This is a genomic window from Pseudoduganella lutea (assembly GCF_004209755.1).
Taxonomy (GTDB): Bacteria; Pseudomonadota; Gammaproteobacteria; order Burkholderiales; family Burkholderiaceae_D; genus Rugamonas; species Rugamonas lutea.
In genome coordinates this window covers 2,441,166-2,465,900 of the sequence record NZ_CP035913.1, presented here as the reverse complement: position 1 = coordinate 2,465,900, position 24,735 = coordinate 2,441,166, and the positions used below count along the sequence as shown (strand labels likewise).

Annotated in this window: 22 protein-coding genes; 18 read left to right on the top strand and 4 right to left on the bottom strand. The window is 64.1% G+C overall.

Annotated features, from left to right (window positions below; genetic code table 11):
• Positions 1-15: 15 nt before the first annotated feature.
• The 4 genes from EWM63_RS10410 (at position 16) to EWM63_RS10395 (ending at position 6,929) form a co-directional block, all read left to right on the top strand.
• The gene (locus EWM63_RS10410) at positions 16-4,029 is read left to right on the top strand and encodes a DUF3683 domain-containing protein (protein ID WP_130186453.1); all 4,014 of its coding nucleotides are present in this window, start codon (positions 16-18) and stop codon (positions 4,027-4,029) included.
• A gap of 3 nt (positions 4,030-4,032) precedes the next feature.
• Positions 4,033-4,479, top strand: coding sequence for an HIT family protein (locus EWM63_RS10405; RefSeq protein ID WP_130186452.1), 447 nt, complete (start codon positions 4,033-4,035; stop codon positions 4,477-4,479).
• A gap of 38 nt (positions 4,480-4,517) precedes the next feature.
• Positions 4,518-4,940 carry a gamma-butyrobetaine hydroxylase family protein gene (locus tag EWM63_RS10400; protein ID WP_130186451.1) on the top strand — a complete coding sequence of 141 codons (423 nt, stop codon included), beginning with the start codon at positions 4,518-4,520 and terminating at the stop codon, positions 4,938-4,940.
• 255 nt (positions 4,941-5,195) lie between these two features.
• Positions 5,196-6,929 carry a methyl-accepting chemotaxis protein gene (locus EWM63_RS10395; RefSeq protein WP_130186450.1) on the top strand — a complete coding sequence of 578 codons (1,734 nt, stop codon included), beginning with the start codon at positions 5,196-5,198 and terminating at the stop codon, positions 6,927-6,929.
• Positions 6,930-6,970: 41 nt separating this feature from the next.
• Here the strand turns inward: EWM63_RS10395 and EWM63_RS10390 are convergent, their stop codons facing one another.
• Both EWM63_RS10390 and EWM63_RS10385 read right to left on the bottom strand, forming a co-directional pair.
• Complete coding sequence (locus EWM63_RS10390; protein WP_130186449.1) at positions 6,971-7,903, bottom strand: sulfonate ABC transporter substrate-binding protein; 933 nt, start codon at positions 7,901-7,903, stop codon at positions 6,971-6,973.
• A gap of 14 nt (positions 7,904-7,917) precedes the next feature.
• A complete protein-coding gene (locus EWM63_RS10385) occupies positions 7,918-8,952 on the bottom strand; it encodes a LacI family DNA-binding transcriptional regulator (RefSeq protein WP_130186448.1) in 1,035 nt (344 codons plus the stop codon).
• A 204-nt stretch (positions 8,953-9,156) separates the two neighbouring features.
• Between EWM63_RS10385 and EWM63_RS10380 the strand changes: the two genes are divergently transcribed.
• Positions 9,157-11,457 (top strand): TonB-dependent receptor, encoded by a 2,301-nt coding sequence (locus tag EWM63_RS10380; RefSeq protein ID WP_130186447.1) that lies wholly within the window; start codon positions 9,157-9,159, stop codon positions 11,455-11,457.
• A complete protein-coding gene (locus EWM63_RS10375) occupies positions 11,457-12,743 on the top strand; it encodes an LLM class flavin-dependent oxidoreductase (RefSeq protein ID WP_130186446.1) in 1,287 nt (428 codons plus the stop codon). Before EWM63_RS10380 ends, EWM63_RS10375 begins: the two co-directional genes overlap by 1 nt.
• Before the next feature lie 27 nt (positions 12,744-12,770).
• Here the strand turns inward: EWM63_RS10375 and EWM63_RS10370 are convergent, their stop codons facing one another.
• Entirely contained in the window at positions 12,771-13,028 is a 258-nt protein-coding gene (locus tag EWM63_RS10370; protein WP_130186445.1) for a hypothetical protein, read from the bottom strand.
• A 222-nt stretch (positions 13,029-13,250) separates the two neighbouring features.
• Here EWM63_RS10370 and ubiE point away from each other — a divergent pair, with 222 nt between their 5' ends.
• The 9 genes from ubiE to nudB all read left to right on the top strand — a co-directional run bounded on the left by ubiE (position 13,251) and on the right by nudB (position 21,589).
• Positions 13,251-13,985 carry a bifunctional demethylmenaquinone methyltransferase/2-methoxy-6-polyprenyl-1,4-benzoquinol methylase UbiE gene (ubiE, locus tag EWM63_RS10365; protein ID WP_130186444.1) on the top strand — a complete coding sequence of 245 codons (735 nt, stop codon included), beginning with the start codon at positions 13,251-13,253 and terminating at the stop codon, positions 13,983-13,985.
• Between the two features lie 18 nt (positions 13,986-14,003).
• Complete coding sequence (locus EWM63_RS10360) at positions 14,004-15,011, top strand: Tim44 domain-containing protein (protein ID WP_130186443.1); 1,008 nt, start codon at positions 14,004-14,006, stop codon at positions 15,009-15,011.
• 73 nt (positions 15,012-15,084) lie between these two features.
• Positions 15,085-15,723, top strand: a complete 639-nt coding sequence (locus EWM63_RS10355; RefSeq protein WP_130186442.1) for a ubiquinone biosynthesis accessory factor UbiJ — start codon at positions 15,085-15,087, stop codon at positions 15,721-15,723.
• The gene (gene ubiB / locus EWM63_RS10350; protein WP_130186441.1) at positions 15,720-17,288 is read left to right on the top strand and encodes a ubiquinone biosynthesis regulatory protein kinase UbiB; all 1,569 of its coding nucleotides are present in this window, start codon (positions 15,720-15,722) and stop codon (positions 17,286-17,288) included. Before EWM63_RS10355 ends, ubiB begins: the two co-directional genes overlap by 4 nt.
• A complete protein-coding gene (locus EWM63_RS10345; protein WP_130186440.1) occupies positions 17,289-17,906 on the top strand; it encodes a methyltransferase in 618 nt (205 codons plus the stop codon). It abuts the gene before it with no gap.
• Positions 17,907-18,198: 292 nt separating this feature from the next.
• Complete coding sequence (locus tag EWM63_RS10340) at positions 18,199-18,510, top strand: FmdB family zinc ribbon protein (protein ID WP_130186439.1); 312 nt, start codon at positions 18,199-18,201, stop codon at positions 18,508-18,510.
• 16 nt (positions 18,511-18,526) lie between these two features.
• Positions 18,527-19,114: a DUF502 domain-containing protein gene (locus tag EWM63_RS10335; RefSeq protein ID WP_130190313.1), complete on the top strand. Its 588-nt coding sequence runs from the start codon at positions 18,527-18,529 to the stop codon at positions 19,112-19,114.
• 64 nt (positions 19,115-19,178) lie between these two features.
• Positions 19,179-20,984: an aspartate--tRNA ligase gene (gene aspS / locus EWM63_RS10330; RefSeq protein WP_207221270.1), complete on the top strand. Its 1,806-nt coding sequence runs from the start codon at positions 19,179-19,181 to the stop codon at positions 20,982-20,984.
• A 140-nt stretch (positions 20,985-21,124) separates the two neighbouring features.
• Positions 21,125-21,589 carry a dihydroneopterin triphosphate diphosphatase gene (gene nudB / locus EWM63_RS10325; protein WP_130186438.1) on the top strand — a complete coding sequence of 155 codons (465 nt, stop codon included), beginning with the start codon at positions 21,125-21,127 and terminating at the stop codon, positions 21,587-21,589.
• Positions 21,590-21,597: 8 nt separating this feature from the next.
• Here the strand turns inward: nudB and EWM63_RS10320 are convergent, their stop codons facing one another.
• Entirely contained in the window at positions 21,598-21,990 is a 393-nt protein-coding gene (locus EWM63_RS10320) for a hypothetical protein (RefSeq protein WP_130186437.1), read from the bottom strand.
• 291 nt (positions 21,991-22,281) lie between these two features.
• On the opposite strand from EWM63_RS10320, the gene EWM63_RS10315 reads away from it, so the two are divergent.
• The 3 genes from EWM63_RS10315 to EWM63_RS10305 are packed head-to-tail and all read left to right on the top strand — an operon-like array spanning position 22,282 to position 24,645.
• A complete protein-coding gene (locus tag EWM63_RS10315) occupies positions 22,282-23,091 on the top strand; it encodes an endonuclease/exonuclease/phosphatase family protein (RefSeq protein ID WP_130186436.1) in 810 nt (269 codons plus the stop codon).
• Positions 23,092-23,095: 4 nt separating this feature from the next.
• Entirely contained in the window at positions 23,096-24,265 is a 1,170-nt protein-coding gene (gene clsB / locus EWM63_RS10310) for a cardiolipin synthase ClsB (protein WP_130186435.1), read from the top strand.
• A complete protein-coding gene (locus EWM63_RS10305; protein WP_130186434.1) occupies positions 24,265-24,645 on the top strand; it encodes an RNA-binding S4 domain-containing protein in 381 nt (126 codons plus the stop codon). The genes clsB and EWM63_RS10305 overlap by 1 nt, the downstream gene beginning before the upstream one ends.
• Positions 24,646-24,735: the final 90 nt, after the last annotated feature.

Here is a 24,735-nt window from a genome sequence, read left to right as displayed (position 1 = left end):
TCTGTATCCCCCCACATGAACGCACCAGCACAACTCCAGGCCTTGCTCGCAGAATCGCCGGACGGCCACGCGCCGACCCGCGTCCGTGAAATCCCGTACAACTACACTTCGTTCTCCGACCGCGAGATCGTCATTCGCCTGCTGGGTGAGGAATCCTGGCGCTTGCTGGACGAGCTGCGCAGTGCGCGCCAGACCGGGCGCTCCGCGCGCATGCTGTATGAGGTGCTGGGCGATATCTGGGTCGTGCGCCGCAATCCCTACCTGCAGGACGACCTGCTGGACAACCCGAAACGCCGCCAGGCACTGATCGACGCGCTGCATCACCGGCTGTCCGAGGTGGACAAGCGGCGCCTGGCCGTCGATGCCGACGAATCGGGCGAAGTGGCGGCGAAACGTGCGGCCAGCGTGGAAAAGCTGCTGGCTGCCGCCAGCAAGGCCGTGGCCGACTTCGGCGATGAATTCCGCCAGACGTACGACTTGCGCAAGCGCGCGGTCAAGGTGCTGGGCCGCTACACGGCCAAGCACAACATCTGCTTCGACGGCATGAAGCGCGTGTCGCACGTGACCGACGCCACCGACTGGCGCGTCGAATATCCGTTCGTGGTGCTCACGCCGGATGCCGAGGAGGAAATGGCCGGCCTCGTGAAGGGCTGTATCGAACTGGGGCTGACGATCATCCCGCGCGGCGGCGGCACCGGCTACACCGGCGGCGCGATTCCGCTGACGCCGCTGTCGGCCGTGATCAACACGGAAAAGCTGCTGCGCATCGACCCGGTCGAAATGAAGGTCCTTCCGGGCCTCGATCGCGATTACGCCACCATCTACACCGAGGCGGGCGTGATCACGAACCAGGTGTCGGTCGCGGCGGAAAAGGCCGGCTTCGTGTTCGCGGTCGACCCCACGTCGGCGCACGCTTCGTGCATCGGCGGGAACATCGCCATGAACGCGGGCGGCAAGAAGGCCGTGCTGTGGGGTACCGCGCTGGACAACCTGGCATCGTGGCGCATGGTCGACCCGAACGGCGACTGGCTCGACGTCACGCGCCTGGACCACAACCTGTCGAAGATCCACGACACGCCGCTGGCCCGCTTCAAGCTCGAATGGACGCACCCGAACGCGAAGGGCGAAGCGAAAGGCGCTCCGTTCAAGACCGAGATCCTGGAAATCGCCGGCCGCAAGTTCCGCAAGGAGGGCTTGGGCAAGGACGTGACGGACAAGTTCCTGGCTGGCCTGCCGGGCATCCAGAAGGAAGGCTGCGACGGCCTGATCACTTCCGGGCGCTGGATCCTGCACAAGATGCCGAAGTTCACGCGCACCGTCTGCCTCGAGTTCTTCGGCCAGGCGCGCGACGCGATTCCATCGATCGTCGAGATCAAGGATTACCTCGATGGCCTGCCGGCAAAGGGCGAGCAGTTCGCCACCTTGCGCCTGGCCGGCCTGGAGCACCTCGACGAGCGCTACCTGCGCGCCGTGGGCTACGCGACGAAATCGAAGCGCGGCGTGCTGCCGAAGATGGCACTGTTCGGCGACATCGTCGGCGACAACGAAGATGCAGTCGCGATGGCCGCATCGGAAGTGGTGCGCCTGGCGAACACCCGCGTCGGCGAAGGTTTTGTCGCCGTCAGCCCGGAAGCGCGCAAGAAGTTCTGGCTCGACCGCGCCCGCACCGCGGCCATCGCCAAGCACACCAATGCGTTCAAGATCAACGAGGACGTCGTCATCCCGCTGAACCGGATGGGCGAGTACACGGACGGCATCGAGCGCATCAACGTCGAGCTGTCGATCAAGAACAAGCTGGAACTGGCGGGCGCGCTGCGTGAATTCTTCGAAGCCGGCAACCTGCCGATCGGCAAGAGCGACGACGCTTCCGAAGATGGCGTGGGCAATGCCGAAATGCTGGGCGACCGCCCGCAGCAGGCACTGGCCCTGCTCGACCAGGTGCAGGAACGCTGGACCTTCATCCTGGCGAACCTGGACAAGCCGCTCGATGCCGCGCGCCTCGAGCTGTACCAGCTCGGCCTGCAGGAGTTGTCCGGCGCATTCGAGGAGCGCCTGCAGCGCCAGCCCGAAGCCACGCTGTTCGACGTGGTGCAGGACCGCACCGTGCGCATCAGCTGGAAGCAGGAAATCCGCGCCGTGCTGCGCCAGATCTTCAATGGCGCCGCCTACAAGCCGATCCTGGACGAGGCGCAGGCGATCCACAAGCGGATCCTGCGCGGCCGCGTGTTCGTGGCGCTGCACATGCACGCCGGCGACGGCAACGTGCACACGAACCTGCCGGTAAACTCCGACCATTACGAAATGCTGCAGGATGCGCACAAGGCCGTGGCCCGCATCATGAAGCTGGCGCGCTCGCTGAACGGCGTGATCTCCGGCGAGCACGGCATCGGCATCACGAAGCTGGAATTCCTGACCGAGGATGAAATCGGCGAATTCCGCGACTACAAGCTGCGCGTGGACCCGGAAGGCCGCTTCAACAAGGGCAAGCTGCTGAACCTGCCCGGCATGGACGCCGACCTGCGCAATGCGTACACGCCGTCGTTCGGCCTGATGGGCCACGAATCGCTGATCATGCAGCAGAGCGATATCGGCGAGATCGCCAACAGCATCAAGGATTGCCTGCGTTGCGGCAAGTGCAAGCCGGTCTGCAACACGCACATTCCCCGTGCAAACCTGCTGTATTCGCCGCGCGACAAGATCCTGGCGACGTCGGCGCTGATCGAGGCGTTCCTGTACGAGGAACAGACCCGCCGCGGCATCTCGATCCGCCACTGGGAAGAGTTCGAGGACGTGGCCGATCACTGCACCGTGTGCCACAAATGCGAATCGCCGTGCCCGGTGAACATCGACTTCGGCGACGTGTCGATGAACATGCGCAACCTGCTGCGCAAGATGGACAAGCGTTCGTTCAACCCGACCAAGGCGGCCACGATGTTCTTCCTGAACGCGACCGATCCCGGCACGGTGAACGCGGCGCGGCAGGCGATCGTCGGCGTCGGCGCCAAGGCCCAGCGCCTGGGCAACGAGGTGTTCAAGAAGGTGGCGCGCCAGCAGACCAAGGCACCGCCGCCGACGACGGGCAAGCCGCCGATCCGCGAGCAGATCATCCACTTCGTCAACAAGAAGATGCCGGGCAACCTGCCGAAGAAGACCGCGCGCGCGCTGCTCGACATCGAAGACAACAAGATGATCCCGATCATCCGCGATCCGAAGAAGACCAACGCCAACACGGAAGCAGTGTTCTACTTCCCGGGCTGCGGATCGGAGCGGCTGTTCTCGCAGGTGGGCCTGGCCACCCAGGCGATGCTGTGGGAAGTGGGCGTGCAGACGGTGCTGCCGCCGGGCTACCTGTGCTGCGGCTATCCGCAGCGCGGCGCGGGCGACTACGACAAGGCCGAGAAGATGATGACGGATAACCGTGTCCTCTTCCACCGCATGGCCAATACGCTGAACTACCTGGACATCAAGACCGTGCTCGTCTCGTGCGGCACCTGCTATGACCAGCTGGCCACGTATGAGTTCGAGAAGATCTTCCCCGGCTGCCGCATCATGGACATCCATGAATACCTGCTGGAGAAGGGCGTCAAGCTGGAAGGCGTGACCGGTACCCGTTACATGTACCACGATCCCTGCCATACGCCGATGAAGCTGCAGGATCCGATGAAGACGGTCAATGCCCTCGTGCAAACGCACGATTCGGTGAAGATCGAAAAGAACGACCGCTGCTGCGGCGAGTCGGGCACGCTGGCCGTGGCGCGGCCGGACATCTCCACCCAGGTGCGCTTCCGCAAGGAAGAGGAGATGGTCAAGGGCGCGGACAAGCTGCGCGCCGACGGCTTCGATGGCGACGTGAAGATCCTCACGAGCTGCCCGGCCTGCTTCCAGGGCCTGTCGCGCTTCAACGAGGATTCGGGTACCACCGCCGACTACATCGTCGTGGAAATCGCCCGTCACCTGCTGGGCGAGAACTGGATGCCCGACTACGTGAACCGCGCCAACGACGGCGGCATCGAGCGCGTGCTGGTGTAAGGCATGGAACCGGCAAGCTGCGACCTGTGCAAGCTGCTGGCGGCGCCGCCGGCCGGCGCCGTCATCTGGCAAGATGAAGTGCTGGCCGTCGTCGCCGTCGACGAGGCGGGCTATCCCGGCTTCACACGCGTGGTGTGGCATGCGCACGTGAAGGAAATGACCGACCTGCCGGCCGCCGACCGCGATCGCGTGATGCGGGCCGTATGGGCTGTCGAGGCGGCGCAGCGCGACGTGCTCGCGCCGCATAAGGTCAACGTGGCCAGCTTCGGCAACATGACACCCCACGTGCACTGGCACGTGATCCCGCGCTATGCGGACGACGCGCACTTCCCCAACCCCACGTGGGGCGCGCGGCAGCGTGATCCCGCCGGCGCCGCCATTGCCGTGCGCACGGCGCTGCTGCCGGAGCTGCATGCGGCGATCCGCGAACGCATGAATGAACCCGGCTGAACAAGTATGCTGACGCCGGCGAACGAGTAGAAACCACCATGGCCAATCCCACCGCTATCACCCTGCACAACAAATCGCGCTACCTCGAGATCGCCTTCGACGATGGCGCTTCCTTCAACATCCCGTTTGAGCTGCTGCGCGTGTATTCGCCATCGGCCGAAGTGCAAGGCCATGGCCCCGGCCAGGAAACGCTGCAGGTCGGCAAGCGCGACGTCGGCATCACCGACCTGGAACCGGTCGGCCAGTATGCGCTGAAGCCGATCTTCACCGACGGCCACGCTTCCGGCCTGTACACCTGGCAATACCTGTATGACCTGGGCGCCAACCTCGACGCCCGCTGGCACGATTACATCGGCCGCCTGCATGCCGCCGGCTTCTTTGGCGACACGGGCCGCGAACCCGGCGCCGTCCTCCCCGGCGCCGCCAGCCACGGCCACCACGGCTGCGGCCACCGTCACTGACACATCCCCCGGTACTGCTTCCCGGCAAGCTGTTGTAAAAAATTCGGGGACTGTCCCTCCAGTGGGGACTGTCCCCGTTGTTGTTTAGCGACCAGCTCAACCGTTGGTCTTTGCTGTGGTAAGCGGAGTCAATACGACAATAATTTGTTGCTGCACAGCCACTAATTGACGCATGGAAAGGCGTGCGGTATTGTGCGCGCCGGAGCGGAGCAGGAGAATATTGTTTCTTGATCGTTCCGCTCTCCAGGAAATTCCATGCCCAAACTTACTGTCCGCTTCAGCCTGATGGCTGCGCTGTGCCTGTTTACCGTGATGATCGCGATCGGCGCAGCACTTGGCGTGTTCATGATCAAGCGTTCCAACGAGGCGTTGTCGCTGGTGCAAAAAATTGCGCTGGAAACGCAGGCGATCAATGATGTGTACAAGGACGCCACGCGCGTTCGCTCCAGCCTGAACCGCGCGTATTCGGAAGCCCGCGATGGCGGCCAGGTCGCGACCAATGGCAGCGCCATCGGCAACGCCACCAATTACCTGGCACGCACCCGCAAGGCGCTGGCCGATTTCGTGGCCGCGCCACCGTCGCACGGCACCGATGTGCAGCTGCGCAATGACCTGGCCGCGGCATCGACCCGCATGCTCGACACGCTCGATGCTGGCATCGCCGCGCTGAAGGCCAACGACGTGGCCGGTTTCGCCACGATCAACAGCCGCGACCTCACGCCGCGCGGCGCCGAGATTTCCACGCTGCTGGAGAAATTCCAGAAAGAAAATACCGAACGCGGCGAAGCGTTGATGCAGGAGCGCGGCGGCGAATATCGCCTGGTGCTGTGGCTCGTCGGCCTCGGCCTGGCTGGTGCATTGACGCTGGTGATCGGCATGCATGTGTTCCTGCGCAACCTCGTCATCGCGCCACTGGAACGCGCCGTCGAACTGCTCGATGGCGTGGCGCACGGCGACCTGACCGCGCGCGTGGATGCCCAGGGCAATAACGAGATCGACCGGCTGATGCGCGGCATCGCGAAGATGCAGCAAAGCCTGATCGAGATGGTGTCGAACGTGCGCACGGGCGCGCAGGCGATCGGCACGGCCGCCAACGAAGTCGCCATGGGCAACCAGGATCTGTCGTCGCGCACCGAAAGCCAGGCCAGCGCCCTGGAAGAAACGGCCGCCACGATGGAAGAGCTGACCAGTACCGTGCAAAGTACCGCCGACAATACGATGCAGGCCCGCCAACTGGTCGAAGCGGCATCGACCAAGGCCGCGGCGGGCGGCGCCGTGATGGGCCAGATGTCGGAAACGATGGCGGCCATCGATGCGTCGTCGCGCAAGGTGGTCGACATCATCGGCGTCATCGACAGTATCGCGTTCCAGACCAACATCCTGGCGCTGAACGCGGCCGTGGAAGCGGCGCGCGCCGGCGAGCAGGGTCGCGGCTTCGCGGTGGTCGCTTCCGAAGTGCGTACGCTGGCGCAGCGCAGCGCCTCGGCGGCCAGGGAAATCAAGGCGCTGATCGACGATTCCGTGGACAAGGTCGGCTCCGGCAGCATGCTGGCCACCCAGGCCGCGCAGGCGATGAACGAGATGGTGACCAGCGTCGAACGCGTGACCGGCATCGTGGTCGACATCGCCGAAGCCAGCCGTGAACAAAGCAACGGTATCGCGCAGGTGAACCAGTCGATCACGCAGATGGACGAAGTCACGCAGCGCAATGCCGCGCTTGTCGAGGAAGCCGCCGCCGCCACGCAGGCGATGCAGCATGAAACGGAAAACCTGCTGGGCGCCGTCAGCGCGTTCAAGTTGTCGAATGATGGTGCGTCGGCCTACGCCGCGGCACCGAAGGCGGCGCCGGCAAGGCCGGCCATCGCACTGCCGCGCGTGACGGCGCCCGTAAAAGCGCCCGTAAAAGCACCACAGCCGCGCGCGCAAAAGCTGGCCCCCGGCAAACCGGCAGCCAAGGCACCTGCCGCGGACGAATGGGAAGAGTTCTGAGCCAGTATCGGCCGCGCCGCGAATGAGTCACCCGGCGCCGCTCAGCGGCGCTGCCACGTCCACGCCTGCGTGGCGATCGTGACCGGCCGGGGAATCAGTTTTTCCCGGTAAAACAGGTCCGCCACCTTTTGCTGGCTGGCCACGATCGCCGCATCCATCGGCACCACGCCCGCTTTTTGCCGCCCCAGCCACGTGGCGATCACGTCCGGCGGAACGCCCACCTGGGGCGCCATCATGGCCACCATGTCCTGCTGGTGCGCATTGGCCCACTTGCCGGCCAGCGCGATCTGTTCCAGCAGCGTGCCCACGGCCTGCGGTGCGCGCTTCACGAACGCGCGCGAGGCGAGATAGAACCCGTTGGCTTGCAACAGGCCCGTGTAGTCGGCCACCACGCGCGCGCCATAGGCTTTCTGGGCGGCCGCGAGATAGGGATCCCACACCACCCATGCATCGACGCTGCCGCCATCGAACGCGGCGCGCGCTTCGGACGGGCCGAGGAAGATCGGCTGCACGTCGCGGATCGTCAGCCCCGCCTTGTTCAGCGCCGCCACCAGCAGCAGGTGCGAGCCGGAACCCTTGGCGAACGCGACCCGCTTGCCCTTCAGTTGCGCCACGGTGCGGATCGGCGAACCGGGCTTCACGATGATCGCTTCGCTGGCGACGGGCGGCGGCTCGGCACCCACGTAGACGACGTCGATGCCGGCCGCCTGGGCGAAGATGGGGGGAGGCGCGCCGGTGGTGCCGACATCGATGCTGCCCGCATTGAGCGCTTCCAGCATCTGCGGGCCGGCCGGGAACTCGACCCATTTCACCGCGGTGCCGGCAGCCGCGAACGCCTTCTCGACGTTACCCTGGCGTTTCATCATCGTCAGCAGCCCGCCGCCTTTCTGGAAGCCGATCCGTATCGTTTCGGCATGCGCCGATGGTGCGGAAAGCAGCGCAAGGGCAAACAGTGCCGCCAGCATTTTTTTCATCGTCAATCCCATGGTCAGGTACTTTCCCGTTCGATCAGCTCGCATTCGAGCAGGTTCAGCCGGGCCGGCTTCGGGTCGGCCGGCAATGCGCCCAGCGCCTGCAGGATGCGCTGCGCGGCGATCTCGCCGATCTCGCGGCCGGGCGGGCGGATGGTGGTGAGGCTGGGCAGCAGCAGCGGCGAGAACGCGTAATCGCCAAAGCCCATCAGTGCGCAACGGCGCGGCACTTCGATGCCTGCGCGCTGTGACGCCAGCAGCGCGCCGGCCGCCAGGTTGTCATTGGCGAAGATGATCGCGTCGGCCTTACGCTTCCCGCGCGTGAGTTCGTCCAGCGCCTGCCGGCCCGCGTCGAACGGCGCCGCTTCGGTCGGCGCGTAGGTCCAGGGTTCCAGCCCGTGCTCTTCGAGTACCGTGGCATAGCCGTCGCGCCGGTCCAGTGCCGACAGGTCGCCCGCCACGCTGTTCTGCACGAATGCGATGCGTTTGTAGCCTTTCGCCAGCAGGTGCCGTGCCGCTTGCGCACCCACTTCGCGGTTCGAGTAGCCCACCTGGATCGGCTTGCGGCGCGGCGCGTAATCCCACGTTTCCACGACGGGAATGCCGGCCGTCGCCAGCATGGCTTCGGTACCGCTTGAATGGAAACGGCCAACCACGGCGAGCGCCGCCGGTGACCAGCCGAGGAAGGCGCGCACGGCGTTCTCTTCCTGCTCCGCCGAGAAGTAGCTCGATGCCAGCAGCACCTGGTAACCGTGACGGTTCAGCGTGTCGTTGAAGCTCTGGATCGTGCTGGCGAAGATCGGGCCCGAAATGTTCGGCACCACCATGCCCACCACCTTGTTATGGGCGGAAGAGAGGCCGCCGGCCGCCAGGTTCGGCACATACCGCAATTGCGCCACGGCGGCATCGATTCGCGCGCCCAGTTCGTCCGACACGTAGCCGTTCTTTTTCAGGTGACGCGAGACCGTGATCGATCCCACGCCGGCCAGCTTCGCCACGTCGTGGATCGTGGCGCGCCCGGAGCCACGGCGTTTCCTCGGCTCTTCACTCATCGTTCAACCCTCATCGTTCAACCTCTCGTTCACCATATTCCCAATCGACATATCGATGCTCCATTTGATTCTTTGACTTCATTTTTGCGTTCGCGGACACTGCGACGGTATCGGTACCATAGAAAAAATTCTAGCAGTCCAGGCATCGCGCACCAAGCTGGTTTTCCGCAGGTGCAGAACGGTTTTTCGCATATTGGGGATCTCATGAAACGGCATCAACACAAGAACAATCATCGGCACATCCATATCGGCGTGGCCGCCGGCCTGCTGCTCGGCGCACGACTCGCCTGCGCGGCCGAACCGCTGCCCGAACCGATACCGGCAGCAGACCCGGCCGCACAGGGCGAGGCGGTGCTGGCCTCCGTCACGGTGACGGCAACGCGCCGTTCCGCATCGCTGCAATCGGTGCCGCTCGCGGTATCGGTCGTCAATGGCGACCAGCTGGAACTGGCCAACCGCACCAGCATCGACACGGTGGTGCAGGAAATCCCCAGTGCGGCATTCCGCCAGCAGGGCGGCAACAAGGACTCGACCCTGTTCGTTCGTGGCATCGGTACCATATCCACGTCGCCCGGCGTCGAACCCACCGTATCGACGGTGGTCGACGGCGTCGTCTACGCGCGTCCCGGCCAGGCCACGATCGACCTGCTCGACATCGACCGCATCGAAGTGCTGCGCGGTCCACAGGGAACGCTGTTCGGCAAGAATGCCTCGTCCGGCGTGCTGAACATCGTCAGCCACACGCCTTCCGAACAACTGGCCGGCTACGTGGATGCTTCGGCCTGGACGGGACATGAAAAGCGCGTGCGGGCCGGCGTCAGCGGTGCCCTGCAGCCGGGCGTGCTGCGTGCGTCGATCAACGCGGCCTACGCGGACTACGACGGCAACGTGAAGAACGTGCATGCCGGCGGCGGCCAGGTCAATGGCCATGAGCGCCGCGGCGTGCGCGGCCGGCTGGACATCACGCCGAACGCCGATACCGATATCGCGCTGATCGCCGATTACCTGAAGTCCGAAAGCTCGCCCACGCAGACGGCCTACAAACAGACCAGCGCGCCGTTCGCGCAGGCGCTGCTGCCCGCGGTGGCGGGCGCGGAAAACCGGCAAGTGAACTTCGACCTGCCGAACGCGATCGACGACACGAACAAGGGGATCTCGGCGCAGGTGAACTGGCGCCGCAACGGCTATACGCTCACGTCGATCACGGCGTGGCGTGCCTGGGACAATACGCAGCACACAACCACTTCGCCGATCGGCAACAGCGCCGAGGCCTCTCGCATCACGGGCGCATATCCGGCCACGCGCGATATCGGCACGCTGGAATTCACGCAGGCGTCGCAGGAGCTGCGTATCGCATCGCCGCGCATTGCATTGCCCACCCTTGGGGCGTTCGACGCATTGACGGTCGATTACGTTGCCGGCCTGTTCTACCTGCACGGCAAGGACCGCGAAACGTACCGGCGCATTGTCACCACCGGCGTCACCACGGCGGCCACCAACAGCGGCCGCGCCGATTACGGTGTCGAGAGCGACAGCTACTCGGCGTTCGGCGAAGGCACGCTCCACATCGGCCCGGCGTGGCGGGTCATCGCCGGTGCGCGCTGGACACGCGATGAACTGGACTACGACCATGTGCGTACGTCCACGCAGGGGACGGCGTTCGCCGGCGTGCAGCCGGGCACGCAAAGCGCGGGCGGCACCACGTCGAACGACTGGTCGGGCCGGATCGGCCTGCAGCACGATTTCTCGCCCACGGCAACGGCGTATGCGACGTTCTCGCGCGGCTACAAGGGCCCGGCCTACAATGTGTTCTTCAACATGCTGCCACGCGATACGCTGGCGCTGGCGCCGGAAACGTCGAACTCCTTCGAATTGGGCGTGAAGACTTCCGCATTCAACCGCAGGCTCACGGCCAACGTGGCGCTGTTCCGCACGGAGTATGCGAACTACCAGGCCAACTTCTATGACACGGTGGCCGGCGCGATCGTCACGCGCCTCGTCAACGCCGGCGACGTCTCCACGCGCGGCGTGGAACTGGACGTGACCGCGCGGCCGACGCCCCAGCTGACGTTCACCGGCGCCTTCGCCTGGACCGATGCGCAGGTGGATGCGTTCAACTGCCCGCCCTCGGCGGCCGCCTCGTGCAACCTGAACGGCAAGACGCTGCCTTTCGCGCCGCGCTTCAAGGGTTTCCTGCGCGGCGGCTACAACGTGCCCCTGGCCAGCGGGCACGAAGTCAACCTGAACCTCGACTACACGTACCAGAGCCGCACGCAGTTCGACCTGTTCCAGTCGCCTGACACGATCCAGCCCGGCTACGGCATCGTCAACGCGGCCATCGAACTGGCGCAGCCGGCGGCAGGCTGGCGCGTCGCGCTGGTTGGCAAGAACCTGGCCAACAAGTCGTATGCGACGAACCTCGTCACGGGCACCGGCTACGTGCACCGCGGCGTGCCGCGCGACGACAGCCGGTACTTCGGTATCACCGCACGCAAGGAGTTCTGATGGCCCCGGCAGCACCAGCACACAGGCAGCTGAGCCTGACCGCCTTCCTGATGCGCCATGGCCACCACGTGGCCGCGTGGCGGCATCCCGATACCGACCTGGCATCGCCGCCGTTCGAGGTCTATCGCAACGTGGTGCAAAGCGCGGAGCGCGCCTGTCTCGATGCGGTCTTCCTGGCCGACAGCATGGCGCTGACGGGGGCGCCGTCGCTCGAGCCGGTAACGCTGCTGTCGGCGCTGGCCGCCGTCACGAGCCGCATCGGCCTGATCGCCACCGCGACCACCACGTACAACGAGCCGTATACGGTGGCCCGGCAGTTCGCTTCGCTCGACAGTATCTCGAACGGGCGCGCGGGGTGGAACCTCGTCACGTCCGACAATGCGGCGGAAGCGGCCAACTTCGGCCGCGAGCGCCATGTCGACCATACCACGCGCTATGCGCGGGCCCGCGAATTCCATGCCGTGGTGGATGGGCTTTGGCAGGGCTTCGAGAAGGGGGCATTCGTCGACGACAAGGCCGGCGGCCAGTTGCTCGACCCGTCGAAGGTGCACAGGCTGGATCATCGTGGGGAGCATTTTTCCGTCGCCGGCCCGCTGAACGTGCCGCCCAGCCCGCAGGGCAAGCCGGTCCTCGTGCAAGCCGGCAGTTCGGAAACGGGCCGCGCGCTGGCGGCGGCCACTGCGGACGTGGTGTTCACCGCGCAGGCAACGCTGGCGGACGCGCAGGCGTTCTATCGCGACATGAAGGGCAGGATAGCGGGGCATGGCCGCGCGCCGGACAGCCTGCGTGTCATGCCCGGCATTTTCGCTGTCGTCGGCGAATCGGCAGGGCAGGCGCAGGACAAATTCGCCCAGTTGCAAGGCTTGATCGAGCCGAAAGCCGGCCTGGCACTGCTGGGGCGCATGATCGGGAATTTCGACCTGTCCGGCTACCCGCTCGATGGGCCGCTGCCGGAATTGCCGGTCACGCAGGATGGCCAGCGCAGCCGCCAGCAATTGCTGACCGCGCTTGCGCAGGGCGAGAATTTATCGATCCGGCAACTGTATGAACGCATCGCGGGTGGCCGCGGCCATTTCACCGTGATCGGCACGGCAAAGCAGGTGGCGGACCAGATGCAGGCCTGGTTCGAGGAAGGTGCGGCGGATGGCTTCAACCTGATGCCGCCGACATTGCCGGGCGGCCTCGATGATGTGCTGCGCCTGGTCGTGCCGGAATTGCAACGGCGCGGATTGTTCCGCACACGCTACGAGGGCACCACGCTGCGCAGCCACCTGGGGCTGCGCTGAATGCAGGGGCTGTAGAGCCCTGTTGGATCAGTTCACCGCGTTGCTGCGGCGGCGCTGTACGTATTCCTCGTAGCGGCGCTGTTCGCGTTCCCAGATGTAGCGGAAGGCGGCGCGGGCGGCGGGCGGCAGCGTACGGATTGCCTCGGCATTGAACGGCATCGGTGCGGGCGGCTTGCCACCTTGGGCGCGGCGCGCCTGTGCATCCGTTGCGTCGATCATCTGGCGGGTTGCCTCATCGATCTCGGGAAAATAAATATCCGCGGGGAGTTGATGCTGAAGCTCCATTGTCTTCCTCCGTATTCAGTAGACAGATGCCGTGTCGAAGAGACCGGCTTGCTCACTTAACGCGGCCTTGCCGAGGGTGGTTGACATGATTTTGAAAAAGTGTTGGAAATTGCTAATTCAGCAATGGGTGTGGCGCTGGCGAACCACGGGCGCTGCCTGTCGGATGACGCTTGTATAATGCCGGAAGATCAACCCGTCCCACCGTCTCCACTCACAACGCTAATGACCAACACCACCCACTTCGGCTACAAGACCGTCAACGAGGACGAGAAAGTCAAGGAAGTCGCCAAGGTCTTCCACTCCGTCGCCGCCAAGTACGACGTGATGAACGACCTGATGTCCGGCGGTCTGCACCGCATCTGGAAAACGTTCACGATCGCCAACGCGGGCGTGCGCGCCGGCATGAAGGTGCTGGACATTGCCGGGGGCACGGGCGACCTGGCCAAGGCGTTCGCCAAGCAGGCGGGGCCGACGGGCGAGGTGTGGCTCACGGACATCAACGAATCGATGCTCCGGGTGGGCCGCGACCGGCTCTTGAACAAGGGTCTCGTGACCCCCACCTTGCTGTGTGATGCGGAAAAGCTGCCGTTCCCGGACAATTATTTCGATCGCGTCAGCGTGGCCTTCGGCCTGCGCAACATGACGCACAAGGACCAGGCGCTGGCGGAAATGCGCCGCGTGCTCAAGCCCGGCGGCAAGCTGCTGGTGCTGGAATTCTCGAAGGTCGCCGAGCCGCTGCAAAAGCCGTACGACATCTATTCGTTCTCGGTGCTGCCATGGCTGGGCAAGCGGATCGCCAACGATTCGGAAAGCTACCGTTACCTGGCTGAATCGATCCGCATGCATCCGGACCAGGAAACGTTGAAGACGATGATGCAGGCAGCAGGACTGGAGCGGGTCCAGTATTACAACCTGACGGCAGGTGTGGCCGCTTTACACACCGGCATCAAACTGTAATCAACCTAGGACAGAGCCATGAAACTGAAAAAATTCCTTGTCGGCGCCACGCTTGCGCTTGCCGCCATCTCGATGACGGCGGAGCTGTCGGCGCGCCCGATGGGCGGCGGCAAATCGTTCGGCCGCCAGTCGCAGAACGTGAAGAACATGGCGCCGCGCCAGGCGCAGCCGGCCACGCCGCAACAGCAGAACGCGGCTCGCCCAGCGAACCAGCCGGCGCCGGCGCCGGCCATGGCGGCCAAGAAGCCGAGCATGTGGAAGGGCATCCTCGGCGGCGCACTGCTGGGCCTGGGCCTGGGCGCGTTGCTGTCGCACCTGGGCATCGGCGGCGCGCTGGCCAGCATGATCGGCACGCTTCTCACGTTCGCGCTGATCGCCGCCGCCATCTTCTTCATCTGGCGCCTGATCAAGGGCAAGTCGCAGGGTAACCGTGCCCAGCCGGCCAGCGCCTATGCGGGCGGCTTCGGCGGCAACAATGGCGGTGGTAATGGCAACTTCGGCAACCAGGCACCCCAGGGCGGCTCGTCCACGCCGGAAATCGGTTCGCGCCTGCAGCCGGCATCGTCGGGCATCGACCTGAACAAGCCTGGTTCGAACGTGCAGCAGCCGCACCAGCAATGGGGTGTGCCGGCGGACTTCGACCAGGCCGCATTCCTGCGCCACGCCAAGGGCAATTTCATTCGCCTGCAGGCCGCGTGGGACAAGAGCGACGTGAACGATATCCGTGAATTCACCACGCCGGAAGTGTTCGCCGAACTGCGCATGCAGATCCAGGAACGGGGCGGCAAGGAAGACTACACCGACGTCGTCGAGATCGAAGCGGAACTGCTGGGCATCGAGAACACCGGGTCCGAATACGTGGCTTCGGTGCAGTTCACCGGCCGCACCAAGCCGGCACCGGATGCGCTGCCGGAACCATTGAATGAAGTATGGAACCTGGTGAAGCCGGTCAGTGGCAATGGCGGCTGGCTGCTCGGGGTATCCAGCAGGTTGCTTAAGCTTGATGACACCATCGTGCAGGGTTAATCTCCTGCAAACTGGTAAGATCGAAACCGCCCTGGATTTCCTGGGCGGTTTTGTTTTTTTGCGCTCCTAAAACATGTTCCCATTCCCGAATGCGTTGCCGACATTGTCGATGCCGGCCGCCGCCACCATCAATCACCTGCTGGCGCAGGAGCCCTGGGCTCGCGCCGAGCTGAAGCAATATGCCGGCAAGGTTGCCCGCATCGATGCGTCGCCTGTCGAGCTGCGCCTGCGCGTGGCGGCCGACGGCATGGTCGAGGCTGCAAGTGCCGAGCAGGGCGCTGCCGTCACCATCCGCCTGAAACTGTCCGACTTGCCGCTGATCGCGCAAAACCGCGAACGTGCGTTTTCCTATGTGCAAATCGAGGGCGATGCGGAATTCGCCAATGCGATCTCGCGGCTGTCGCAGGCGCTGCGCTGGGAAGCCGAGCACGACCTCGAAAAAGTCTTCGGTCCGGTGGCCGCCGTGCGCATGGTATCGGGCATGAAGTCGGCGCTGGCCTCCCTGCAGCAAGGGCAGCGCAAAGTGACGGAAAATGTCGCTGAATATTTCCTGGAAGAGAATCCGGTGCTGGTGCGCCCCGTGACCGCGCAGGCATTTGCCGGCGACGTGACGCGCCTGCGTGACGATGTCGAGCGCTTTGCCAAGCGGCTGGAAAAGCTGGAACAGAAACTCAACAACAAGATGAACAAGCAAGGCGCCGACCCTCGATGATCCTGAAATTCCTACGCCTGCTTAAAATCCTTCGTGTCATCGTCAAATACGGCCTCGATGAAATCGCCATTTCCGGCTTCGACAAGCCCGGCATCAACCGCTTCTTCGACACGGCGTTCTTCTGGCGCGATATCTCGACGGCACGCGCCATCCGCCTGCGCATGGCGCTCGAAGAACTGGGCCCCATCTTCGTCAAGCTGGGGCAGGTGCTGTCCACGCGCAGCGACCTGCTGCCGCCGGACCTGATCGCGGAACTGTCGAAGCTGCAGGACCGCGTGCCGCCGTTCGATTCCGACCTGGCGGTGGCGCAGATCGAACGCTCGCTGGGCGCCCATCCCGACCAGCTGTTCGCCCGTTTCGAGCGCGTGCCGGTTGCCTCCGCGTCGATCGCCCAGGTGCACTTCGGCGCGTTGCCGGATGGTACCCCGATCGCCGTCAAGGTATTGCGTCCCGGTATGAAAAAGCTGATCGACGAAGACGTGGCGCTGATGAACCTGGCCGCGGACATGATCAACCGGCTGTGGAAAGATGCCCACCGGCTGAAAATGAAGGAAGTCGTCGCCGAGTTCGACAAGTACCTGCACGACGAGCTGGACCTGATGCGCGAGGCCGCCAATGCCGCGCAGCTGCGTCGCAACTTCGCCGATTCGAACCTGCTGATGGTGCCGGAGATGTACTGGGATTACTGCTCCAGCGACGTGATCACGATGGAGCGCATGACCGGCATTCCCGTCTCGCAGATCGACCGGCTGGTGGAAGCGGGCGTCGACATGAAAAAGCTCAGCAGCGATGGCGTGGAGATCTTCTTCACGCAGGTCTTCCGCGACGGCTTCTTCCATGCCGACATGCATCCCGGGAATATCCTCGTGTCGATCGATCCCGCCACGTTTGGCCGCTATATCGCGCTGGACTTCGGCATCGTCGGCACGCTGAACGATTACGACAAGGATTACCTGTCGCAAAACTTCCTGGCGTTCTTCCGGCGCGACTACAAGCGGGTGGCCGAGGCCCACATCGAATCGGGCTGGGCGCCGAAGAATACCCGTGTCGACGAGCTGGAGGCGGCGGTACGCGCTTGCTGCGAACCGATCTTCGACCGGCCGCTGAAGGACATCTCGTTCGGCCAGATTTTGTTACGCTTGTTCCAGACGTCGCGCCGTTTCAATGTCGAGGTACAGCCCCAGCTGGTACTGCTGCAAAAGACGCTGCTCAATATCGAGGGCATGGGCCGCGTGCTGGACCCGGACCTCGATTTGTGGAAGACGGCGCGGCCGCACCTGGAACGGTGGGTATCCGAGCAGGTGGGCTGGCGTGGCCTGGTGGACAAGCTGAAGGCGGAAGCGCCCCGGTACTCGCACATCCTGCCGCAGCTGCCGCGCCTGACCCATCAGGCGCTGACGGCGCTGGGCGAGCGGGACCAGACTACCAACGAGTTGCTGCGGCAACTGACGGAGGAACAACGCCGTACCAATCGCCTGTTGAGCTTTTTCGTTTATTTCGTCGGCGCCTTCGTGGCCGGGGCCATCGGCTTCCAGGCTTACCTGCGCTGGCATGGAGTGATGTGAATGCCCGAATTCGATACGCGCGACCCTCTCGATCCCCGCTTCTGGGATGAACGCTTTGCCCGGCAATTCATGCCGTGGGACCTGGGCGGCATCCCGGAGCAGCTGCGCAGCCTGGTGGCCTCGCGCGACGCGGCCGCCGATGCGGCCGTCGTGCCGCCGGTGGCGCTGATTCCCGGCGCCGGCTCGGCCTATGAGCTGGACCTGATGTGCGAGGCGGGCTGGGATGCGCACGCCATCGATTTCTCGCCCAACGCGGTGGAACGGGCGAAAAAAACCGTCCGGCGCTGGCCGGAGCGTATCGTGCAGGCCGATTTCTTCACGTACCAGCCGCCGAACAAGCTCGATGTGATCTACGAACGCGCCTTCTTGTGCGCGCTGCCGCCCGAGCACCAGCCCCGCGTCGTGCAACGGTGGGCCGAACTGCTGCCGCACGACGGGCTGCTGGCCGGCTACTTCTACTTTGGCGACCCCGGCAAGGGCCCGCCATTCGGCATCGCCCGCGCCGAGCTCGATGCCCTGCTGGCGCCCCATTTCACGCTGGTGGAAGACGAGCCGGTGCCCGACTCGCTGCCCGTCTTCGGCGGCCAGGAGCGCTGGATGGAGTGGCGGCGCCGCTGAATTCAGATAAGGCAAACCCGGCGGCAGCCCCTGGGGTCAGGGAGGAGCGCTGGCCTGCAGGCCAGCACCGCTTTGCCGGCAAGGAGCGGAGCTCCTTGAAATCCCGGCAAAGCCCCGCCGGGTCCGACCCCGGCCCTTTGCTTTTGGGGGATGCATGCAGCCCGATATGCTGGCCTGACCATAACTTGACGGCATTCGTCGCCGTCACTGGTTTTCCCGCCCCGCAAAATAAGGCTTCGTCCGCAAAAACACTTATAATTCAGGGTTTTTGATGTTTTTTGCGGAGTAACAGATGCCTATCTATGCCTACCGCTGCGAGGAATGTGGCTTTGCCAAGGATGTGCTGCAGAAGATCTCCGATCCGCAGCTCACGGAATGCCCCTCCTGCGGCAAATCCACCTTCAAGAAGCAGTTGACCGCGGCCGGCTTTCAGTTGAAAGGCACCGGCTGGTACGTGACCGATTTCCGTGGCGGCAATGCGCCAGCCACCGGCGTGGCCGCCAAGGCCGATGGTGCCAAGGCCGATGCGCCGAAAGCGGAATCGTCGAGTGCCGCGCCTGCGCCCACCGTGCCGGCAGCCACCGGCACCGGCGACAAGAACTAAGGTGCTGATGAACACGATACGCAAGTGCTTCCTGACGGGGTTGCTGGTCCTGGTGCCGCTGGCCATCACGGCCTGGGTGCTGAACATCATCATTGGCACGCTGGACCAGTCGCTGCTGTTCGTTCCGGAGCGCTGGCAGCCGCGCACGCTGGTCGGGTTCGACATTCCCGGCTTCGGCGCGATCCTGACGATTCTCATCGTGTTCGTCGTCGGCCTGCTGGCCAACAACCTGATCGGCAACTACGTGCTGCGGCTATGGGAAAAGCTGCTGCATCGCATTCCCGTCGTCAGCTCGCTGTACGGCAGCGTGAAGCAGGTGTCGGATACGTTGTTCTCATCGTCCGGCAATGCGTTCCGCAAGGCGGTCCTGATTCCCTACCCGCACGCGAACTCGTACACGATCGGATTCCTGACGGGCGCCCCCGGTGGCGACGTCAAAAACCACCTGGTGGGAGACTATGTGTCCGTGTACGTGCCGACGACGCCGAACCCGACCTCCGGCTTCTTCCTGATGATGGCGCGCGAAAACGTGGTGGAGCTCGACATGACCGTCGACGCCGCCCTGAAATACATTGTGTCGATGGGCGTGGTCGCCCCCGAATGAAGCCCTCTACCGGGTCACAGCTTCCATTGTCACAGCCCCAATTCAACCTGAACGAGAAATAATCATGTCAATGCGTACTCATTACTGCGGGCTCACCACCGAAGCCCTGCTGGGCCAAACCGTCAGCCTGTGCGGCTGGGTGCACCGTCGCCGCGATCACGGCGGCGTGATCTTCATCGACCTGCGCGACCGCGAAGGCCTGGTCCAGATCGTCTGCAATCCGGAGCAGGCGGAAGTGTTCAAGTCGGCCGAGTCCGTGCGTAACGAGTACTGCCTGCGCGTCACCGGCGTGGTAAAGGATCGCCTGGCCGGTACGGTCAACAACAACCTCAAGTCCGGCAAGATCGAAGTGGTCTGCTCGCAGCTCGAAGTGCTGAACCCATCCGTGGCCGTGCCGTTCCAGCTCGATGACGACAACCTGTCCGAAACCACCCGCCTGACGCACCGCGTGCTGGACCTGCGCCGCCCGCAGATGCAGAACAACCTGCGCCTGCGCTACAAGGTGACGATGGAAGTGCGCAAATACCTGGACGAACTGGGCTTCATCGACATCGAAACGCCAACGCTGACCAAGTCCACGCCGGAAGGCGCGCGCGACTACCTGGTGCCGTCCCGCGTGAACGCCGGCCAGTTCTTCGCGCTGCCGCAATCGCCGCAGCTGTTCAAGCAGCTGCTGATGGTGGCCAACTTCGACCGCTACTACCAGATCACCAAGTGCTTCCGCGACGAAGACCTGCGCGCCGACCGCCAGCCGGAATTCACGCAGATCGACTGCGAAACGTCGTTCCTGAACGAGCAGGAAATCCGCGACCTGTTCGAGGACATGATCCGCAAGGTGTTCAAGAACACGCTGTCGATCGACCTGCCGAACCCGTTCCCGGTGATGGACTTCTCGGAAGCCATGGGCCTGTACGGTTCGGACAAGCCGGATATGCGCGTCAAGCTGCAGTTCACCGAACTGACCGAAGTGATGAAGTCGGTGGACTTCAAGGTGTTCTCCGCCGCCGCCAACCTGCCGAACGGCCGCGTGGTCGGCATGCGCGTGCCGAAGGGCGCCGAGATGCCGCGTTCGGAAATCGACGCGTACACCCAGTTCGTCGCCATCTACGGCGCCAAGGGCCTGGCCTACATCAAGGTCAACGAGAAGGCAAAAGGCCGTGACGGCCTGCAGTCGCCGATCGTCAAGAACATCAACGACGAAGCCCTGGCCAAGATCCTGGAACTGACGGGCGCCGAAGACGGCGACCTGATCTTCTTCGGTGCCGACAAGGCAAAAGTGGTCAACGACGCGATCGGCGCGCTGCGCGTGAAGATCGGCCACAGCGAATTCGGCAAGAAGAACGGCCTGTTCGACGACGTGTGGGCACCGCTGTGGGTGATCGACTTCCCGATGTTCGAATACGACGAGGAAGACGACCGCTGGACCGCGACGCACCACCCGTTCACGGCGCCGAAGGATGGCCACGAGGACCTGCTGGAAACCAATCCGGGTGCCTGCATCGCCAAGGCCTACGACATGGTGCTGAACGGCTGGGAACTGGGCGGCGGCTCGATCCGTATCCACCGCGAGGAAGTGCAGTCGAAGGTGTTCCGCGCGCTGAAGATCGGCCCGGACGAAGCCCGCCTGAAGTTCGGCTTCCTTCTCGACGCGCTGCAGTACGGCGCGCCGCCGCACGGTGGCCTGGCATTCGGCCTGGACCGCATCGTCACGCTGATGACGAAGTCCGATTCGATCCGCGACGTGATCGCCTTCCCGAAAACGCAGCGCGCGCAAGACCTGCTGACGCACGCGCCGTCGGAAGTGGACGAGAAGCAGCTGAAAGAGCTGCATATCCGCCTGCGCGCGGCCGAGCCGAAGGTGGCTGGCTAAGCTTGGAAGAGGGCGCTGCGGCGCCCTTTTTTACGTGTGTCGATCAAATTCGCAACGACCCCAGAAGCAGACTCTGGGGTCAGACCCGGCGGGTCTGACCCGAGCACTTGCCGTGGGGTTCAACAGAGCTGCCTGTACACGTGACAACTGTAAAACCCCCAAAAATCCCCATTTCCGTCCTTGTCGTCATCCACACGGCCGACCTGCAGGTCCTGCTGATCGAGCGCACTGGCCATCCCGGTTTCTGGCAATCGGTCACGGGCTCGCTGGATGCCGTGGACGAACCGCTGCAGGCCACCGCCACCCGGGAACTGTTCGAGGAAACCGGCATCGTGGCCGATGGCGAACGCATCGTGCTGCGCGACTGGCACCTGTCCAATGTGTACGAGATCTATCCGATATGGCGCCACCGCTACGCGCCCGGTGTCACCCACAACACCGAGCACGTGTTCAGCGTGGAAGTGCCGCGCGAGATCCCCATCATGCTGTCGCCACGCGAGCACACCGCGCACGCGTGGTTGCCGCATCTTGAAGCCGCGGACAGGTGCTTTTCCGCGTCGAACGCGGAAGCGATCCTGCAGCTGCCGCGGATACTGGGCCGCTGACGGCCCCGCTACCTGACGGCAGGCCGGCGCGAGCGCCGCAATTGCGCCACCAGCAGCGCAATGGCGGCGGCACCCAGCAGGGGCAGGTTGCCCTGCTCGGGCTCGCTGGTGGTCAGCGCGTGCGGACGATAGGCGATGTCGCCGGCGACCAGCCCCCCGACATACGTTCCAGTCTGGTTGAGCAGCGATGTCGAACCCTGGTCGGGGCCGGTCATGCCGATCGGCGCGTCGGATTCGAACAGCACGCGCCCTGCAGCGTGCGGAGCTGCCGCATTGCCGCGGTTGGCGATACCGGCGGTCACCGGGCTCGTTTCGGGCAGCATCTCGAAAGCCGTTGCCGGCAGCGCCGACAGTGTGGCCAATACCGTGCAAAAAGTGGTGCAGAAAGTCCTGATCGCCATACAGCCTCCCGTTCGCGTCAGTTGTAATTGGAAACTTGAAGTTCCTCTGTTGGATCAACTATAGGGGATATCCCGGTTATTGGCAGCAATCTTTTGTGCGGCCGGCGCACAATTGCCACGCTTTGGCGGCATCGCTTTCGTCGTCCGGAGTAGACTGCATGACTGAGCCCGGTTCGGACCCTGTGCCGGCCCGCGAGGATTCCGGTAATGTCTCCTTGCATGTTTGTCATCGTATCCCCGCCGCACGATTGCCCGCGATGAATCAGCACGGTTGGCGCTAGAATGGCTTTCATGAAGATCAAAGTCGCCACGTACAACATCCACAAGGGCGTTTCCTACCGCAGCAAGCCGCGCGTGCTGGCGCTCAAGCAGGCCATTGCGGCATTCGATGCCGACCTGATCTTCCTCCAGGAAGTGCAGGGCCAGCATGACCGCATTGCCGCCCGCTTCGGCGAGGAGCGGCATGGGGCTAAGCACTGGCCTGAAAGCAGCCAGCACGAATTCTTCGCCGGGGAATCGCACCAGTCCGTCTATGGCCTGAACGCGCAATACGACCACGGTCACCACGGCAACGCGCTGCTGTCGAAGCATCCGATCGCCAAGTGGACCAATACCGACGTTTCCGACCATGCGTATGAAGCGCGCGGCATCCTGCACTCGATCGTGGAAACGCCGAAAGGCGTGGTGCATTGCTATGTGATCCACCTGGGCCTGTTCGAGCGCAGCCGCGTGCGGCAGGTGGAGGCGCTGATCGACGCGGTAAAGCTTTCCGCACCGAACAACGAGCCCGTGATCATCGCCGGCGATTTCAATGACTGGCGCAATACGCTGAGCGCCAAGCTGCGCAAGGCACTGGGCGTGGTGGAGGTGTTCGACGAGATCGGCGCCGGCTCGAGCCTTGGCGACCTCGTCCGTACCCTGGCCCGCAGGCAGGCGGCAGTCCGTCCAGCCCGCACCTTCCCATCCGCCTTGCCCTTCTTCCGCCTGGATCGTATCTACGTTCGCGGCTTCGAGGTAGAATCGGCGCAGGTCCTGCATGGCCCGATCTGGGCAAAATTGTCGGACCACGCACCGCTCGTCGCTACCCTGAAACTGTTATAGCGTTATGCGCCCTGTCGATTTCATCGCCGACAACGAAGTCAAACTCCTGCACTGCGGTACCGAATTCTTCCCCAGCCTGATGGAAGCAATCGATGCCGCGCAGTACGACGTCTATTTCGAGACGTATATCTTCGCGGACGATGAAACGGGGCAGGCCGTGCTGGCCGCGCTGATGCGCGCGGCAAAGCGGGGTGTCACGGTGCGCATGATCACCGACTGGTTCGGCACCGGTGCCGGGCGGGTCAAGCGGATGCACGCGCAACTGCAGGAGGCGGGTGTCGCGCACCGCATCTTCAATCCCTGGTTCAAGCGCGGCATCTCGCGCACCCACCGCAAGATCTGCGTCGTCGACCGCTGCATCGCCTTCGTGGGCGGCATCAACATCAACGACGACATGTTCTGCGATTACGACCACGACATCAGCCTGTCCGCGCCGCGCTGGGATTTCGCCGTGGCGGTCAGGGGCCCGCTGGTGGCGAACATCCACAAGGAAGCCGTCGCGCAATGGCGCCGCCTGGGCCGGATGCCGCTGACCGAGCGCATCGGCTTGTACCAGGAAACGCGCCGTGCCAACCAGGCGGCCGCCGAAGCCAGTACCACCGTGCAAGCCGGCTTCGTGGTGCGCGACAACCTGCGCAACCGCCACACCATCCAGCGGGCGTACCTGAAGGCGATGGGTGCCGCAAAGAAAAGCGTGCTGCTGGCGAACCCGTATTTCGCGCCCGGCCGCAAGTTCCGCCAGGCGCTGTCGCAGACGGCCCAGCGCGGCGTCCAGGTCACCCTGCTGATCGGCGTGGGCGAGCACTGGCTGCAGGATGCCGTGGCGCACTCGTTCTATCCCAAGCTGCTTGCTTCCGGCGTGCGGCTGGTGGAATATCGCAAGACCCAGCTCCATGCCAAGGTCGCCGTCATCGACGACGAATGGGCCACGGTCGGCTCGTCGAACGTGGATGGACTGAGCCTTTTCTTGAACCAGGAAGCGAACGTCGTGATCAAGGATGCCGCCTTTGCCATGGACTTGCGCAAGCATATCGAGGCGGCCGTGGCCGAAGGCGTGGAAGTCCACGCCCACGAATTCGAGCACGTCGGGCGCTTTCGCCGCATCGGTTACGAGATCGCCTACGTGGTGTACCGGACGCTGATGCGCATTTTTGCAGTGGGAAAATACGCTTGATGGACAATGTAAGGATCGACAAATGGCTGTGGGCCGCGCGCTTCTTCAAGACGCGCAATCTTGCCATCGACGCGATCGACAGCGGCAAGGTCAAGGTCAACGGCGACCGGGTGAAGCCGGCGCGGGTCGTGAAACTGGGCGAGAAGCTGCATATCGACAACGGTTCGGACGAATGGGACGTGCTGGTGGTGGGCATCTCGGACAAGCGCCAGGGGGCTCCCATCGCCCGCACCCTGTACGAGGAAAGCGAGGAATCGATCGCCCGGCGCATCAAGGAAGCGGAACGGCGCAAGCTGTTCCACGAACCGGCGGCCGACCTCAAGGGCCGGCCCACCAAGCGCGACCGGCGCATCCGCGACCAGATCGACCACGGCGAATAGTTTCCTGGAAAATGGGGACGTACCCCATTTTCCAGGAAATATTGCTCAAATAATGGGGTACGTCCCCATTTTTTGAGCAACTTTTGGCAG

What these genes read in the sequence shown, in the direction of transcription:
- EWM63_RS10410 (WP_130186453.1), top strand. Translation starts at nt 16, where the DNA reads ATGAACGCACCAGCACAACTCCAGGCCTTGCTCGCAGAATCGCCGGAC.
- EWM63_RS10405 (WP_130186452.1), top strand. Translation starts at nt 4,033, where the DNA reads ATGGAACCGGCAAGCTGCGACCTGTGCAAGCTGCTGGCGGCGCCGCCG.
- EWM63_RS10400 (WP_130186451.1), top strand. Translation starts at nt 4,518, where the DNA reads ATGGCCAATCCCACCGCTATCACCCTGCACAACAAATCGCGCTACCTC.
- EWM63_RS10395 (WP_130186450.1), top strand. Translation starts at nt 5,196, where the DNA reads ATGCCCAAACTTACTGTCCGCTTCAGCCTGATGGCTGCGCTGTGCCTG.
- EWM63_RS10390 (WP_130186449.1), bottom strand. Translation starts at nt 7,903, where the DNA reads ATGAAAAAAATGCTGGCGGCACTGTTTGCCCTTGCGCTGCTTTCCGCA.
- EWM63_RS10385 (WP_130186448.1), bottom strand. Translation starts at nt 8,952, where the DNA reads ATGAGTGAAGAGCCGAGGAAACGCCGTGGCTCCGGGCGCGCCACGATC.
- EWM63_RS10380 (WP_130186447.1), top strand. Translation starts at nt 9,157, where the DNA reads ATGAAACGGCATCAACACAAGAACAATCATCGGCACATCCATATCGGC.
- EWM63_RS10375 (WP_130186446.1), top strand. Translation starts at nt 11,457, where the DNA reads ATGGCCCCGGCAGCACCAGCACACAGGCAGCTGAGCCTGACCGCCTTC.
- EWM63_RS10370 (WP_130186445.1), bottom strand. Translation starts at nt 13,028, where the DNA reads ATGGAGCTTCAGCATCAACTCCCCGCGGATATTTATTTTCCCGAGATC.
- ubiE (WP_130186444.1), top strand. Translation starts at nt 13,251, where the DNA reads ATGACCAACACCACCCACTTCGGCTACAAGACCGTCAACGAGGACGAG.
- EWM63_RS10360 (WP_130186443.1), top strand. Translation starts at nt 14,004, where the DNA reads ATGAAACTGAAAAAATTCCTTGTCGGCGCCACGCTTGCGCTTGCCGCC.
- EWM63_RS10355 (WP_130186442.1), top strand. Translation starts at nt 15,085, where the DNA reads ATGTTCCCATTCCCGAATGCGTTGCCGACATTGTCGATGCCGGCCGCC.
- ubiB (WP_130186441.1), top strand. Translation starts at nt 15,720, where the DNA reads ATGATCCTGAAATTCCTACGCCTGCTTAAAATCCTTCGTGTCATCGTC.
- EWM63_RS10345 (WP_130186440.1), top strand. Translation starts at nt 17,289, where the DNA reads ATGCCCGAATTCGATACGCGCGACCCTCTCGATCCCCGCTTCTGGGAT.
- EWM63_RS10340 (WP_130186439.1), top strand. Translation starts at nt 18,199, where the DNA reads ATGCCTATCTATGCCTACCGCTGCGAGGAATGTGGCTTTGCCAAGGAT.
- aspS (WP_207221270.1), top strand. Translation starts at nt 19,179, where the DNA reads ATGTCAATGCGTACTCATTACTGCGGGCTCACCACCGAAGCCCTGCTG.
- EWM63_RS10320 (WP_130186437.1), bottom strand. Translation starts at nt 21,990, where the DNA reads ATGGCGATCAGGACTTTCTGCACCACTTTTTGCACGGTATTGGCCACA.
- EWM63_RS10315 (WP_130186436.1), top strand. Translation starts at nt 22,282, where the DNA reads ATGAAGATCAAAGTCGCCACGTACAACATCCACAAGGGCGTTTCCTAC.
- clsB (WP_130186435.1), top strand. Translation starts at nt 23,096, where the DNA reads ATGCGCCCTGTCGATTTCATCGCCGACAACGAAGTCAAACTCCTGCAC.
- EWM63_RS10305 (WP_130186434.1), top strand. Translation starts at nt 24,265, where the DNA reads ATGGACAATGTAAGGATCGACAAATGGCTGTGGGCCGCGCGCTTCTTC.